At 64.6% G+C, this 14,580-nt stretch carries 14 protein-coding genes; 10 read left to right on the plus strand and 4 right to left on the minus strand.

Translation table 11 applies throughout. The features are described from left to right. Nucleotides 1-3: 3 nt before the first annotated feature. Entirely contained in the window at nt 4-1,650 is a 1,647-nt protein-coding gene (locus MB901379_RS21275) for an acyl-CoA synthetase (RefSeq protein WP_158018411.1), read from the minus strand. 65 nt (nt 1,651-1,715) lie between these two features. Here MB901379_RS21275 and MB901379_RS21280 point away from each other — a divergent pair, with 65 nt between their 5' ends. Together MB901379_RS21280 and MB901379_RS21285 are read left to right on the plus strand one after the other, a co-directional pair. Further along, entirely contained in the window at nt 1,716-2,528 is an 813-nt protein-coding gene (locus MB901379_RS21280; protein ID WP_158018412.1) for a crotonase/enoyl-CoA hydratase family protein, read from the plus strand. Between the two features lie 101 nt (nt 2,529-2,629). After that, nucleotides 2,630-3,472 carry a hypothetical protein gene (locus tag MB901379_RS21285; protein ID WP_158018413.1) on the plus strand — a complete coding sequence of 281 codons (843 nt, stop codon included), beginning with the start codon at nt 2,630-2,632 and terminating at the stop codon, nt 3,470-3,472. A 56-nt stretch (nt 3,473-3,528) separates the two neighbouring features. Here the strand turns inward: MB901379_RS21285 and MB901379_RS21290 are convergent, their stop codons facing one another. Beyond that, a complete protein-coding gene (locus tag MB901379_RS21290; RefSeq protein ID WP_408632315.1) occupies nt 3,529-4,734 on the minus strand; it encodes a cytochrome P450 in 1,206 nt (401 codons plus the stop codon). 29 nt (nt 4,735-4,763) lie between these two features. On the opposite strand from MB901379_RS21290, the gene MB901379_RS21295 reads away from it, so the two are divergent. Beyond that, nucleotides 4,764-5,474 (plus strand): acetoacetate decarboxylase family protein, encoded by a 711-nt coding sequence (locus tag MB901379_RS21295; RefSeq protein WP_158018414.1) that lies wholly within the window; start codon nt 4,764-4,766, stop codon nt 5,472-5,474. Nucleotides 5,475-5,534: 60 nt separating this feature from the next. Here the strand turns inward: MB901379_RS21295 and MB901379_RS21300 are convergent, their stop codons facing one another. After that, nucleotides 5,535-6,566 carry an LLM class F420-dependent oxidoreductase gene (locus MB901379_RS21300; RefSeq protein ID WP_158018415.1) on the minus strand — a complete coding sequence of 344 codons (1,032 nt, stop codon included), beginning with the start codon at nt 6,564-6,566 and terminating at the stop codon, nt 5,535-5,537. A gap of 58 nt (nt 6,567-6,624) precedes the next feature. On the opposite strand from MB901379_RS21300, the gene MB901379_RS21305 reads away from it, so the two are divergent. The 7 genes from MB901379_RS21305 (at nt 6,625) to MB901379_RS21335 (ending at nt 14,021) form a co-directional block, all read left to right on the plus strand. Then, nucleotides 6,625-7,614 (plus strand): Zn-ribbon domain-containing OB-fold protein, encoded by a 990-nt coding sequence (locus tag MB901379_RS21305; protein WP_158018416.1) that lies wholly within the window; start codon nt 6,625-6,627, stop codon nt 7,612-7,614. A gap of 15 nt (nt 7,615-7,629) precedes the next feature. Continuing rightward, nucleotides 7,630-8,691, plus strand: coding sequence for a thiolase domain-containing protein (locus MB901379_RS21310; protein WP_158018417.1), 1,062 nt, complete (start codon nt 7,630-7,632; stop codon nt 8,689-8,691). Continuing rightward, a complete protein-coding gene (locus MB901379_RS21315) occupies nt 8,691-9,884 on the plus strand; it encodes a thiolase domain-containing protein (RefSeq protein ID WP_158018418.1) in 1,194 nt (397 codons plus the stop codon). The genes MB901379_RS21310 and MB901379_RS21315 overlap by 1 nt, the downstream gene beginning before the upstream one ends. Beyond that, entirely contained in the window at nt 9,881-10,762 is an 882-nt protein-coding gene (locus MB901379_RS21320; protein WP_158018419.1) for a TIGR03619 family F420-dependent LLM class oxidoreductase, read from the plus strand. Before MB901379_RS21315 ends, MB901379_RS21320 begins: the two co-directional genes overlap by 4 nt. After that, nucleotides 10,762-11,169 (plus strand): nuclear transport factor 2 family protein, encoded by a 408-nt coding sequence (locus MB901379_RS21325; RefSeq protein WP_158019362.1) that lies wholly within the window; start codon nt 10,762-10,764, stop codon nt 11,167-11,169. Before MB901379_RS21320 ends, MB901379_RS21325 begins: the two co-directional genes overlap by 1 nt. 135 nt (nt 11,170-11,304) lie before the next feature. Then, a complete protein-coding gene (locus MB901379_RS21330) occupies nt 11,305-12,228 on the plus strand; it encodes an NHL repeat-containing protein (RefSeq protein ID WP_158018420.1) in 924 nt (307 codons plus the stop codon). A gap of 158 nt (nt 12,229-12,386) precedes the next feature. Beyond that, a complete protein-coding gene (locus MB901379_RS21335) occupies nt 12,387-14,021 on the plus strand; it encodes a PE family protein (RefSeq protein ID WP_158018421.1) in 1,635 nt (544 codons plus the stop codon). Between the two features lie 6 nt (nt 14,022-14,027). Here MB901379_RS21335 and MB901379_RS21340 read toward each other — a convergent pair whose 3' ends face one another. Next, nucleotides 14,028-14,552: a gamma carbonic anhydrase family protein gene (locus MB901379_RS21340; protein WP_158018422.1), complete on the minus strand. Its 525-nt coding sequence runs from the start codon at nt 14,550-14,552 to the stop codon at nt 14,028-14,030. Nucleotides 14,553-14,580: the final 28 nt, after the last annotated feature.

The raw sequence follows: 14,580 nt of genomic DNA on the forward strand, positions 1-14,580 counted from the left end.
CCATCATCCGCCGGCCGCCACATGGCTCGCATGCACGTCATCGGCGGGGCGAGCCTCCGTCTGTTCCTTGGCCCAGCGGTAATCGGGCTTGCCCGCGGGTGAGCGCTTCACCTCGTCGACAAACCAAAGACTGCGCGGCACTTTGTATCCCGCGATCTCAGAGCGCACGAAGCTATCCAATTCAGCCAGCGACGGGCGGCAGCCGGACCGGGCTTGCACGACCGCAGCCACGTGCTGCCCGTACCGCGGATCGGGCACCCCGACCACCAAGGCGTCGAACACGTCGGGATGGCCTTTCAACGCCGCTTCGACTTCTTCGGGGTAGATCTTTTCACCACCGCTGTTGATGGACACCGAGCCACGACCCAGCATGGTGACAGTACCGTCTTCCTCGACCTGTGCGTAGTCACCCGGAATCGCATAGCGCACACCATTGATCGTGCGGAACGTCTCGGCGGTCTTCTTCTCGTCCTTGTAGTAGCCGACGGGAATGTTGCCTTTCTTGGCGATGAAGCCGCGCACGCCCGACCCGGGCTGCACCTCGTTACCGTCCTCATCGAGTACGACGGTGCGATGGTCAATGCTCACGCGCGGACCACCACTGTGCGGCGCCCCCGAGGCGACGATGCTGGTGCCGCCAAATCCGGTCTCCGACGAGCCAATTGAGTCCGTGATAACCCGATTCGGCAGCAGTTCAAGGAGTTTCTCTTTAATACTCGGCGAGAACAAGGCCGCGGTGCTGGCCAGCAGAAATAGCGAAGAAAGATCGTAGTCGTTGTCTTTCTGCAGCGCATCGAGTAGCGGCCGGGCCATGGCATCGCCAGTGAAGAACAAGAGGCTTACTTTGTGCTTGTGGATCGTGCGCCATACCTCGTCGGCATTGAATTCCGGTGCTAGAACCGTGGTTTGACCCGAGAAGATCGACATCCAGGTGGCCGACTGGGTGGCGCCGTGGATCATCGGCGGAATTGGATAGCGGATCATCGGCGGGTTGGCGGCGGCGGCTTTCGCCAGGTCGTATTCGTCCTTGACGAATTCTCCTGTCGCGAAGTCGGTTCCACCAAAAAGCACCCGGTAGATGTCCTCATGGCGCCACATCACGCCCTTCGGAAAGCCGGTCGTACCACCGGTATACAGCAGGTAGATGGCGTCGGCGCTGCGTTCGCCGAAGTCGCGCTCGGGTGAACTGTCAGCGATCGCCGAGTAGAACTCGACGCCGCCGTAGCGCTGGTAGTCCGTATCGCTGCCATCCTCGACGACCAGGATCGTCTTCACGTTGGGGGTTTCGGGCAACACGTTGGCCACGCGGTCCGAGTACTGCCGCTCGTGGACCAGCGCCACCATGTCGGAGTTGTCGAACAGGTATCGAAGTTCCCCTTCGACATACCGAAAGTTGACGTTCACCAGAATGGCGCCCGCCTTGATGATGCCGAGCATCGCGATGACGATCTCGATGCGGTTGCGGCAGTAAAGACCGACCTTGTCGTCCTGCTGGACGCCCTGGCCGATCAGATAGTGCGCAAGACGGTTGGCTTTCTCCTCCAGTTGGGCGTAGGTCAGCTGCTCATCGCCGCAGATGAGGGCTACGCGGTCAGGCACAGCGTCGATGGCGTGCTCAGCGAGATCGGCAATATTCAGGGCCACGGCCACCAAACTAGAACGTGTTACATTTCTTGACAAGCGAACGCGCAGATGTCGAACGAGAGGCGGTTACCGTGGTCGAGACACCAGCAAACGAGGAGTCCGGACCCGACGCGCTAGTGGAACAGCGCGGGCACACCCTGATCGTGACCATGAACCGACCGTCGCGGCGTAATGCTCTAAGTGGTGAAATGATGCAAATCATGGTCGACGCATGGGACCGCGTCGACAACGATCCCGACATCCGTTGCTGCATCCTGACCGGTGCCGGTGGCTACTTCTGCGCTGGCATGGACCTCAAGGCGGCAACCCACAAGCCGCCCGGCGACTCCTTCAAAGACGGCAGCTACGACCCGTCGCGCATTGACGCCCTGCTCAAAGGCCGCAGGCTTACGAAACCCCTCATTGCTGCCGTCGAAGGCCCCGCAATCGCCGGCGGGACCGAGATCCTGCAGGGCACCGACATCCGCATCGCCGGCGAGAGCGCAAAATTCGGCATCTCCGAGGCCAAGTGGAGCCTATATCCGATGGGCGGTTCGGCGGTTCGGCTAGTGCGCCAAATCCCCTACACGGTGGCCTGCGACTTGCTGCTTACCGGACGGCACATCACCGCGGCCGAGGCAAAGGAGATGGGCCTAATCGGATACGTCGTGCCCGACGGGCAGGCACTGACCAGAGCGCTCGAGATCGCGGAGGTCATTGCGGCCAATGGGCCGTTGGCCGTGCAGGCGATCCTGCGGACCGTCCGGGAGACCGAGGGTATGGCCGAGAACGATGCGTTCAAGATCGACACTCAAATCGGTATCCAGGTCTTCCTGTCCGACGACGCCAAGGAAGGTCCGCGTGCATTCGCGGAGAAGCGCACGCCCAACTTCCAGAACCGCTAACCTCCCACGCCCAGCGTGAACTGACTGCGAAAAATGGGCGACAATTCCGCACTGACTTCACGTTCGGTGAGGCTGTCGGTCCCCCACGGCACACTGCCTGCATGGCGGATCCGTTTATCGGCAGCGAGGCGATCACTTCCGGCACGTTGACGCCCTACCGGCTGCGAAGCAAATTCACTGCGATCCACCCTGACGTCTACGTCGCTCCTGGCACTACTCTTACAGCGACGACACGTGCGCATGCCGCTTGGCTGTGGTCGCGCAGGCGTGGTGTGATCGGCGGACGATCGGCAGCGGCATTGCACGGCGCCAAGTGGGTCGACCATCGGGCGCCTGCGCAATTGTTATACGGACATCGCCGTCCCCCTATGGGTATCGAAACATGGTCGGATCGTGTTGCCGACGACGAAGTCGAACTGATTGGCGGTCTAACGGCGACCACCGCGGCGCGCACCGCCTTAGACCTGGCCTGTCGGTACCCGATCAGCAAGGCGGTCACGGCCGTCGATGCACTCAGCCGGGCAACCAGACTTAAGATCTCCGATGCCGAACTACTCGCCGACCGTTACCAGGGACACCGAAACATCCGGCGTGCCCGACACACACTCTCCCTGGTCGACCCCGGTGCGGAGTCGCCCCGCGAGACGTGGCTGCGGTTACTGCTCATCGAGGCCGGCTACCCAAGGCCACAGACCCAGATCCCGGTTTACGACGAGTACGGCCAGCTGATTGCCGTACTCGATATGGGTTGGGCGGACATAAAAGTCGCGGTCGAATACGAAGGTGACCACCACCGGATAAGTCGCAGACAATTCAACAGGGACATCGTGCGCATCGAGACGCTGACCACCGAGCTGGGCTGGATCGTCGTCCGGGTCACCGTCGAGGATGTACCAGGCGGGATACTGCGTCGGGTAGCCGCGGCCTGGGCTCGCCGAGCGTGAACTCAGTGCGAGGTTTCGACAGATTTTTCGCAATCACGTCACACTCGGCGAGAGAATCACCCCAGCGGCGCGCTCGGCGTGAACACGACGGGCATGGATTCCAAACCACTGACGAAGTTCGCTGGTCGCAGCGGCAACGCCGAGTCCTCGGAGGCCAGCCGCAGGTCCGGCAACCGTTGCACTACCCGATCCGTCATCAACGACAGCTCAAGGCGGGCCAGCTGATTGCCTAAGCAGAAATGGGTGCCAAAACCGAAAGCCAGATGACTGTTCGGGTTTCGCTGGATATCAAACGTCTCCGGGTCGGAGAACACCGCCTCATCGAAGTTCGCCGACTCGAAGAGCAGCATCATCTTTTCACCTTCGCGCAACGCGGTCCCGTGAAACTCGGTATCCGAGGTCAACACCCGACACATGTTTTTCACCGGCGCGGTCCAGCGCAGCATCTCCTCGATAGCGCCGGGCAGCAACGCACGATCACCCTGCAGCAGGTCCCATTGGTCCCGGTTGCGTAACAGCTGCTCCGTTCCCCCGCTCAGGGTGTGCCTGGTTGTCTCGTCGCCGCCGATCAAGATGAGCAGAGTCTCCATGACCAGCTCGTCGTCGGTCAACCGCTCACCGTCCACTTCGGAACTAACCAGCACGCTGACCAGGTCGTCGGTGGACTCCCTACGACGAGCCGCGATGGTAGCCCTGGTGAACTCGTTATAGGCGGCGAATGCATCTATGGTGACTTGAAAATCCTCTTGCGATACATGCGAACTCAGAAACGTCACCAGGTCATCGGACCATCGCAGGAACATGTCCCGCTGTTCGGGACGCACGCCGAGCATGTCGCCGATGACCGCCATCGGCAGCGGCGCGGCCAAGTCGCGTACGAAGTCGCATTCACCGCGCTCGCACACCGCGTCGATCAGCGTGTCGCACAGGTGCCCTATCGAAAGCTCCTTGTCCTTGACCCGCTTGCGAGTAAACCCCGCATTAACTAGCTTGCGCCGCAACAGATGCGCGGGATCATCCATATCGATCATCATCGGCAGCGCGTCCTGGTCGGGACGGATACCGCCAGCGTTGGAGAACAATTCGGGTTGGCGCTCAGCGTCAATCACGGCCTGATAGGTCGATGCCGCGGCCAGGCCGTTGCGGTCCCGGAACACCGGCTGGTTTGCCCGCATCCACCGATATGCCTCTCGCGCTTCATGACTGGCGTAAAAGTTGCCGTCGGTCAGGTCGACGTCGGGTTTGGTCAGCGGTCTCGTCATCGCCATTCCTTCGCATTACAGTGAGCACCATGCCCAACTCTCAACACACCATCGCCGGCACGGTGCTCACCATGCCGGTCCGAATCCGCACGGCCAATTTGCACTCCGCGATGTTCTCCGTCCCCGCCGACGCGACACAGCGTCTGATCGACTACAGCGGGCTGCGGGTGTGTGAATACCTGCCGGGCAAGGCGCTGGTGATGCAGATGCTGGTGCGCTACGTCGACGGCGACTTGGGGCAGTACCACGAATACGGCACCGCCGTCATGGTCAACCCACCGGGCGTCCAGGCCCGCGGACCCCGAGCGCTCGGCAGGGCGGCCGCATTCATTCATCACCTGCCGGTCGACCAGTTGTTCACCCTGGAGGCGGGCCGCACCATCTGGGGCTTCCCCAAGATCATGGCGGAGTTCAACGTCTCCGAGGGCAGGAAGTTCCGTTTCGACGTGAGTGCCGACGGGCAGCTGATCGCCGGGATGGAGTTCAGCAACGCCGTGCCGGTCCCGACGGGCAAGGCCCAGGTGCTCAAGACCTACTCCCACCAGGACGGGGTGACCAGAGAGATCCCGTGGGAGATGAAGATCTCGGGAATGCGAATCCGGGTTGGCGGCGCGCGTCTGCACCTGGGCAACCACCCCTACGCGAAAGAGCTGGCTTCCCTTGGGCTGCCCAAGCGTGCGCTGGTTTCCCAGTCGGCAGCCAACGTGGAGATGACGTTCGGCGACGCCCACGCCATCTGAAGCCACCCGGCCAATCTAGAACGCGTTCTAATCTCCTGGCAAGAACCGCTTAGGTCGGGCTCAAACCAACCCAGAAAGCTCTCGGACCTGCTCAACGCTGCGAGCACCCACCACCATCATGGTGACGCCGGCAGCCTTCCAGGCCGTAATCTGCTTACGCACGTAGTCGAGGTCGCCGACGATCATCGCGTCGTCAACGAGTTCGTCGGGAATGACCTTCGAGGCCTCGTCCTTGCGATCCGACCGGAATAGCTTGGTGACCTCGTCCACCACCTCGGCATAGCCCATCCGGCGGTAGACGTCAGCATGGAAGTTGGTGTCCTCGGCCCCCATACCCCCCATGTAGAGGGCCAAGAACGGCTTGATCCCCTCGAACGCGGCCGCCCTGTCCTCGGTGACGACGATCTGCGCGGTGGCACAGATCTCAAAATCCTCCCGGCTGCGGCGCGCTCCCGGCCGGGCGAAGCCCTCGTCAAGCCACTCGTTGTACATGTCGGCCATCCGCGGTGAATAGAAGATGGGCAGCCACCCGTCGCAGATCTCGGCGGCCAGCGCCACGTTCTTCGGCCCCTCGGCGCCCAGCATGATCGGGATGTCGGCACGCAGTGGATGGGTGATGGGCTTGAGCGCCTTGCCCAAGCCGGTTGTCCCAGAACCCGTCAGCGGCAGCGGATAGTGCGGGCCGTCGCTGGTCACCGGCCTTTCCCGGGCCCAGACCTGGCGAAGGATGTCGATGTATTCGCGGGTGCGGGCCAGCGGCTTGGGAAACTTCTGGCCATACCAGCCCTCGACCACCTGGGGGCCGGACACACCGAGCCCGAGAATGTGCCGGCCGCCGCTGAGATGATCCAGCGTCAAGGCCGCCATCGCGCACGCGGTAGGAGTGCGCGCGGATAGCTGGATCACCGAGGTGCCCAGCCGCACCCGCTGCGTCGACGAACCCCACCAGGCCAACGGCGTGTAGGCATCGGATCCCCACGCCTCGGCGGTGAAGACGGCGTCGAAGCCGGCTTCCTCGGCCGCCGCGACCAGCTCACCGGCGTTCTCCGGGGGCTGCGCGCCCCAGTAGCCCAGCTGCAATCCGAGCTTCATCCCTGCCTCCCCGAGACTAATGTTGAAACCATTCTTAGAACCTGTTCTACTCGAAGGCGTGACAGCCACCTCGAGCGGCCTGACCCGGATCGATCATCCTGAGCCGCCCCTCTCCGCGCCGCTAACGTTGTCGTTCGACTACACCCGTTCGGTGGGTCCCACCCTAGGCAAGTTCTTCACCGCACTGCGTGAACGCCGGATTTTAGGGGTTCGCGGATCGGATGGCCGGGTGCATGTACCGCCAGCGGAATATGACCCGGTTACCTATGAACCGCTGAGCGAGATGGTACCGGTGGCCAGTGTCGGCACCGTCGCATCCTGGACCTGGCAACCGGAGCCATTGGCCGGCCAGCCGTTGGATCGCCCATTCGCGTGGGCGCTGATCAAGCTGGACGGCGCCGACACGCCGCTGATGCACGCGGTGGATGCGGGCGAACCGGACAAGATCAAGATGGGCGCCCGGGTCCACGTGCACTGGGCCGACGAGTTGGTGGGCGCCATCACCGACATCGCCTATTTCAAGCTGGGCGAGGACACCGAACCACCTGGGGTACCAAGCGACCAGGACCCGGTCACCATGATCGTCACGCCGGTGTCGCTGACCATCCAGCACACCGCATCCCACGAAGAAAGCGCCTACCTGCGCGCCATCGCCGAAGGAAAACTGCTCGGCGCCAGGACCGGGAAAACCGGGAAAGTGTATTTCCCGCCGCACGGGGCCGATCCGGCCACCGGCCAGCCGACCACCGAGTTCGTCGAGCTGCCGGACAAGGGCACGGTGACGACGTTCGCGATCATCAACATCCCGTTCCAGGGCCAGCGCATCAAGCCGCCCTACGTGGCGGCCTATGTGCTGCTCGACGGCGCCGATATCCCCTTCTTGCACCTGGTCGCCGATGTCGACGCGAACGAGGTACGGATGGGCATGCGCGTCGAAGCGGTGTGGAAACCCCGCGAGGAGTGGGGTTTTGGCATCGACAACATCGAGTACTTCCGGCCGACCGGGGAACCGGACGCGGACTACGACACCTACAAACACCACCTGTAAAGGGCATATCCAGCTATGAGCGCTCGCAATGTCGCGGTGGTCGGTTTCGCCCACGCCCCGCATGTTCGCCGTACCGATGGCACCACCAACGGTGTCGAGATGCTGATGCCGTGCTTCGCCCAGCTCTACAAAGAACTCGACATCACGAAGTCCGACATCGGATTCTGGTGTTCGGGGTCCTCGGATTACCTTGCTGGACGGGCATTTTCGTTCATTTCGGCGATCGACTCGATCGGGGCCGTTCCGCCGATCAACGAATCGCACGTGGAGATGGACGCGGCCTGGGCCCTCTACGAGGCCTACATCAAAATCCTGACCGGCGAGGTCGACACCGCCCTGGTATACGGCTTCGGCAAGTCCTCGGCAGGCATCCTGCGGCAAATCCTGTCGCGGCAGACCGATCCCTACACGGTTGCTCCGCTGTGGCCCGACTCGGTGTCGATGGCGGGCTTGCAGGCGCGCATGGGTCTCGAGTCCGGCGGGTGGACCCACGAACAGATGGCTCAGGTCGCCCTCGACTCGTTCGCCCATTCGGCACGAAATGACTCCGAGAAGCCGGCCAAGAGCATCGACGAACTGCTGGCCCGCCCGTTCTTCAACGACCCACTGCGACGTCACGACATCGCGCCGATCACCGACGGCGCCGCCGCTATCGTCCTGGCCGCCGATGACCGCGCTCGGGAACTACGCGAATCACCAGCGTGGATAACAGGTTTCGAGCACCGCATCGAGTCCCCGTCGCTGGGAGTGCGCGACTTGACCGTCTCACCGTCCACCGCAATGTCGGCCAAGGCGGCTACCGGCGGGGACACCAGCATCGACGTCGCCGAGATCCATGCCCCGTTCACCCACCAGCATTTGATTATCGTCGAGGCTATCGGACTTCCAGAGAAGACAAGAGTGAACCCGTCCGGCGGAGCGCTGGCGGCCAACCCCATGTTTGTCGCCGGCCTGGAGCGCATCGGCTTTGCTGCACGACACATTTGGGATGGTTCGGCCGGCCGCGTGCTAGCGCACGCCACCAGCGGGCCAGCGCTGCAACAGAACTTGGTCGCGGTCATGGAAGGGAACAACTGATGGCCGGAGCAGCAGCACAGCTGGCCGCAGTACTCGGTACCGGCCAAACCAAGTATGTCGCCAAACGGCAAGACGTTTCGATGAGCGGTCTGGTCCGCGAGGCCATCGACCGGGCACTGCAGGATTCCGGCTCCACCTTCGCTGACATCGATGCCGTCGTCGTCGGCAAGGCGCCCGACTTCTTCGAGGGCGTGATGATGCCGGAGCTGTTCATGGCTGACGCCATGGGTGCCACCGGCAAGCCACTGATCCGAGTGCATACTGCGGGTTCGGTCGGCGGATCCACCGGGGTGGTGGCTGCCAGCCTGGTCCAGTCCGGAAAATACCGCCGCGTGCTAGCCATGGCCTGGGAGAAGCAGTCGGAGTCCAATGCCATGTGGGCACTGTCGATTCCGATTCCCTTCATCAAGCCGGTGGGAGCCGGTGCCGGCGGTTACTTCGCCCCGCATGTGCGGGCCTACATCCGACGCTCCGGAGCTCCGACGAACATCGGCGCGATGGTGGCGGTCAAGGACCGGCTCAATGGCAGCCGCAACCCGCTGGCACACCTGCAGCAGCCCGACATCACCCTGGAGAAGGTGATGGGATCACCCATGCTGTGGGATCCGATCCGCTACGACGAGACCTGTCCGTCGTCGGACGGCGCCTGCGCCGTCGTGATCGGCAACGAAGAGATCGCCGATGCCCGGCTGACCGAAGGACACCCAGTAGCATGGATCCATGCCACCGCGCTGCGCACCGAACCGCTGGCATACTCCGGACGCGACCAAGTCAGCCCGCAGGCCGGCCGCGACGCGGCTGCAGCGCTGTGGAAAGCGGCCGGCATCACCAGCCCCATCGATGAGATCGACGCCGCCGAAATCTATGTCCCGTTCTCCTGGTTCGAACCAATGTGGTTGGAAAACCTCGGCTTTGCTCCGGAGGGCGAGGGCTGGAAACTCACCGAGGCCGGCGAAACCGCGATCGGCGGGCGGTTGCCGGTGAATCCGTCCGGCGGCGTGCTCTCCTCGAACCCGATCGGCGCCTCGGGGCTGATCCGCTTCGCGGAGGCGGCCATCCAGGTCATGGGCAAGGGTGGAGACCATCAGGTTCCCAACGCCCGAAAAGCCCTGGGCCACGCTTATGGTGGGGGCTCGCAGTACTACTCCATGTGGGTGGTCGGCTCCGACAAACCGAGGCTGGCCGCCGGATGAAGTACACCTGCAGCATCGCGATGGGTCCGATCGACCAGCTGGTCGGCATCGCCGAAACCGCCGAGGAAGTCGGGTTCGACTCCATCGCACTACCGGATTCGTTGTTCTTCATGGAAAAGGCGGCTGCCGACTATCCATACACCCCCGACGGCTCGCGGATGTGGAACGAGGACACGCCGTGGGTGGACCCGTTGATCGCCGCGGGTGCGATGGGCGCGGTCACTTCCAAGCTGAGGTTCTACACCAACGTAATGAAGCTTGGGTCGCGTAATCCCTTGCTGCTGGCCCGCCAAGTCGGCTCGGTGGCCAACTTGACCAACAACCGCTTCGGTTTCGGGGTCGGGATCGGTTGGGCGCCGGAAGAGTTCGAGTGGTGCGGCGTTCCGTATAAACGGCGCGGCGCCCGGGTCGACGAGATGATCGACGTGATCAAGCTGGTGCTGGGTGGGGGCATGGTTGAGTTCCACGGCGAGTTTTACGATTTCGAACGCCTACAGATGAGCCCTGCCCCCAGCCGACCGGTGCCGTTCTACGTCGGCGGGCATACCGACGTAGCGCTGCGACGCGCGGCGCGCATCGGCGATGGTTGGACCAGCGCGATGATGACCGGCGCGCAATTGTCGGAGACCATCGGCAAACTCAATGAACTGCGCGCCGAATACGGCCGGGCCGAGCTGCCGTTCGAGTTCCAGGCAGTTTGCATCGACAAGTTCGGGGTGGATGGGCATCGGGAGCTGGCCGAGATCGGGGTAACCGACAACATTGTCATACCGTGGGTCTTTGATGGGCTCGGTTTCGACGCTCCGCTGGACAAGAAGCGGGACTCGATGAAGCGCTTCGCCGACACGTACATCCATTCCGGCTGGCAAGACGAGTGATCGGCAATCACCCGGCACACGAGGCCGGTCGCCGCTCCCGGCAGGCCGTCGAGGCCCGCGACAAGGATGCTTGGCTAGCGGTGTTCGCCGACGACGCGATCGTCGAAGACCCCATCGGGCCATCGGCTTTCGACCCCGAAGGCAAGGGCCACCAGGGCCGAGACGCGATATCAGCCTTCTGGGACAAGGCCATCGCCCCGACCACCAAGATCGAGTTTTTCTTCCGCGACACTTACCAATGCGGCAACGAGGAAGCCAACGTCGGGCACATCCTGATCACCACTGGCGACTACCAGACCACCGCCGACGGCGTGTTCACCTACAAGGCTAACGAAGCGGGACAGCTGGTGGCGTTACGCGCGTACTGGGAGATGGACCGCGCGGCGGCAACCACCCGGAAAATCTAGGGCGTCACATTTGGGCCGGCTTCGTCCGCCCGCCGATGTTTGCCAAACCAGCCGCCGAATTTCCCGTGCATGCCGATCATGTGCGCGGTACTGTCTTTTGATCGCGATCAGCCAAGGTGACGAGGGAGTCGGCCTATGGATGGCGTGGAATACGGCGCTTCGTCGCGGCGCCGACGCGCTTTGCTCGTGGCGGGGGCGACGATAGTCGCCGTCGCGGTCCTCGCGGGCGTCGGATTCCTGATCTTCAAGCCATCATCGGCGGAACTCGAGGCCAACAAGGTCGGCCTGTCCACTGCTGCCGCCCGGCCGGACCAAGTCCAGCTGCCCTTCCGGCTGGGAGATCCCGACGGCGTGGCGGTGGACAGCATGGGCACCGTTTACGTCGCCGACCCGGGCAACAAGCGGGTGCTGAAGCTGCCCGTGGGTGCCAGCACGGCGACCGCGCTACCGATCACCGCTCCGCTCAGTCCGGACGGCGTGGCCGTCGACAGCCACGATGCCGTCTACGTCATTGACGGGATGGGCAAGCGGATACTGAAGCTCTCGGCCGATCTAAGAACCCCAACCGAGCTCGCGTTCACCGGCCTGGCCGACCCGCATGGTTTGGCAATTGACGGCCGCGGCACGGTGTATGTGGTTGACCACGTCAACAACAACGTGTTGCAGCTGCCCGCGGGCGCCGAGGCCCCCAGCGAGTTGTCGTTCACCGGCCTTAATCGTCCCTACGATGTCGCCGTGGACAGCGCTGGAACCGTCTACGTCAGCGACAGCGGCAATAACCGGGTGGCGGCGCTCGCCGAAGGCGCCACAACACCCGTCTATCTCCCGTTGACCGGTCTCAATTTCCCCACGGGAGTGACCGTGGACCGCGACGGCAATATCTATGTGGGCGACTTGAACAACAATCGAGTGCTCAAGCTGGCAGCCGGCTCGAACATCCAGACCACGCTGCCCTTTTCCGGACTATCCGGGCCAACCGATGTGGCAGTGGACGATCAACGTGCCGTCTATGTGATCGACTTCAAGGACCGAGTGCTGAAGCTGATGGCGACGGGATGACCTTGCTTCCCGACGACGGGGCTTAGTCGCCGATTTCGCGCAGCGGTAGGGGCCGCGCACGCGGTGGGCCGGCGCGGGAAGAGCGACTCGCGAAGGAAATAACGGTCCCGCTCACTTACCGCATCTGCGACACTCGTTGCGAACGCGGGAGGTAAAGCATGGCTGTCACTGTCAGCCCGGCCATACTGGCAACGACGACTGACGATGCACTAACCATCGGGTCACTGGTCCGCGAAGCCAGCAAATTGGCGGAATTCGCCACCACCCAGCTCGCGCCGGCGGCCGCCGATGAGATCTCGGCCGCTGTTGCGGCGCTGTTCGCCTGCTACGGCCAGACGTATCAAGCACTCAGTATTCAGGCGGCGAAGTTTCACGACGAGTTCGTGTGCAATCTCAGCGCCGCTGCGACGTCTTATTCGAGTGCCGAGGCCGCCAACGCCTCGCTCACGCAGGGGCTGCTGCACGCGGTGAACGCACCCACCCAGGCGGCAGTAGGGCGCCCGCTCATTGGCAACGGCGCCAACGGTGCGCCGGGAACGGGTGGCAACGGCGGCGACGGCGGAATCTTGATCGGCAATGGCGGCAGCGGCGGGTCCGGCGCGGCTGGCTCCGCGGGCGGCAACGGTGGTGCAGCGGGGCTGCTCTGGGGCACCGCCGGAGCCGGCGGAGCGGGCGGCAGCGCGAACTCCGGGACCGGCGGGGCCGGTGGGATCGGAGGCGCTGCAGGGCTTTTCGGAACAGGAGGCGCTGGCGGAGCGGGCGGCGCCGGTGGCGCCGCCGGGGGCGGCTCGTTGACGGCCAACGGCGGGGCAGGCGGGCCCGGTGGGTTCGGCGGCATGCTGGTCGGCGACGGCGGGGTGGGTGGGGCCGGAGGCGTCGCCCAACTGTATGCCGGCGACGGCGGGGCCGGCGGCCACGCCGGACTGTTCGGCTCCGGCGGAGCGGGCGGCACCGGCGGACTTTCTCTCGAGGGCAGCGGGGCGGGCGGCACCGGCGGCACCGGTGGCGGCGGCGGGTGGCTATTCGGCGACGGTGGAGTCGGCGGGCTTGGCGGGAATTCACTGGCCAACAACGGCGGAGTGGGCGGGGTCGGCGGCGCTGGCGGGGTCGGCGGCGCCGCGGGCTTGCTCTCCGGCGACGGCGGGGGCGGCGGAAATGGCGGAAGTTCGATAAACCCGAATGGCGGGTCTGGGGGTGACGGCGGTGCCGGCGGGGCCGGCGCGTTGCTCGCCGGTGATGGTGGGGTGGGTGGCACCGGCGGGAATTCGCTCGGGACCGGGGGCGGGACGGGCGGGGCCGGCGGCCGAGCCGGCGTGTTCGGCGCCGGTGGCGCCGGTGGGACCGGCGGAGATTCGGTCAACATCGCCGGGGCCGGGGGCGCCGGGGGCGCTGCCCGGTTCGTCGGGGCCGGGGGCACCGGCGGCGTCGGGGGGTTCGGTGACTTGATTGGCGGCACCGGCGGCAACGGTGGTGCCGGTGGCGCCCTGATCGGTGACGGTGGCGCCGGCGGTGGTGGTGGGATCACCGCGCTGTCCGGCAGTGTCGGCGGGGACGGCGGCAATGGTGGTAGAGCTGGGGTGTTCGGTTCCGGCGGTTCGGGCGGCGCCGGCGGGCAGGCCCTGCCGCCTGGGAGCACCGGCGGTAACGGTGGAGCCGGCGGCAGCGCGCAGTGGGTAGGCAACGGGGGCAACGGCGGCAATGGCGGGTCGGGCCAGGCGGGTAATGGCGAGGGCGGCGCGGCCGGCGCGGGCGGCCTGTTGGCCGGCCTCGACGGGACGTCCGGGCTGGACTAGCCGGAACTAGAGCGGCTCGAGCCCCGTCATGTGCCTCGCGGCCAGGTCGCGATAGGCCTGTGGATTGACGTTGACCCACACCTCGGCGCCGGTTCCCTCAATCGGTCCCTTCACCTTGGCCGGCGCCCCGGTGACCAGCATTCCCGCCGGGATCTGGGTTCCGGCTACCACCAACGAATGCGCCGCTATCAGACAGCGGGCACCGATTACCGCGCCGTCGAGCACCGTTGCATGGTTTGCGATTAACGCCTCAGACCCGACGTGGACGCCGTGGATCACGCACAAGTGCGCGACCGTCGCTCCGGGTCCGATGTCGACCGGGATGCCGGGCGGTGCATGAAGTACCGACCCGTCTTGCACGTTGGCCCCCTCCCGCACGACCACCGGTGCGTAGTCACCCCGCAGCACGGCGTTAAACCACACCGACGCCCCCGCCTCGACGGTCACATCACCGATAAGCGTGGCAGTTGGGGCCACAAACGCGGTGGGATCTACCCGGGGGGAGCGACCCTCGAAAGAAAATAGCGGCATCGTTTACATATACCGCACTACGCATATG

The organism is Mycobacterium basiliense (assembly GCF_900292015.1).
GTDB lineage: Bacteria > Actinomycetota > Actinomycetes > Mycobacteriales > Mycobacteriaceae > Mycobacterium > Mycobacterium basiliense.

Coding starts and splice junctions, on each gene's coding strand:
- MB901379_RS21285 (WP_158018413.1), top strand. CDS start 2,630: ATGGCGGATCCGTTTATCGGCAGCGAGGCGATCACTTCCGGCACGTTG.
- MB901379_RS21290 (WP_408632315.1), bottom strand. CDS start 4,734: ATGACGAGACCGCTGACCAAACCCGACGTCGACCTGACCGACGGCAAC.
- MB901379_RS21295 (WP_158018414.1), top strand. CDS start 4,764: ATGCCCAACTCTCAACACACCATCGCCGGCACGGTGCTCACCATGCCG.
- MB901379_RS21300 (WP_158018415.1), bottom strand. CDS start 6,566: ATGAAGCTCGGATTGCAGCTGGGCTACTGGGGCGCGCAGCCCCCGGAG.
- MB901379_RS21310 (WP_158018417.1), top strand. CDS start 7,630: ATGAGCGCTCGCAATGTCGCGGTGGTCGGTTTCGCCCACGCCCCGCAT.
- MB901379_RS21315 (WP_158018418.1), top strand. CDS start 8,691: ATGGCCGGAGCAGCAGCACAGCTGGCCGCAGTACTCGGTACCGGCCAA.
- MB901379_RS21320 (WP_158018419.1), top strand. CDS start 9,881: ATGAAGTACACCTGCAGCATCGCGATGGGTCCGATCGACCAGCTGGTC.
- MB901379_RS21330 (WP_158018420.1), top strand. CDS start 11,305: ATGGATGGCGTGGAATACGGCGCTTCGTCGCGGCGCCGACGCGCTTTG.
- MB901379_RS21335 (WP_158018421.1), top strand. CDS start 12,387: ATGGCTGTCACTGTCAGCCCGGCCATACTGGCAACGACGACTGACGAT.
- MB901379_RS21340 (WP_158018422.1), bottom strand. CDS start 14,552: ATGCCGCTATTTTCTTTCGAGGGTCGCTCCCCCCGGGTAGATCCCACC.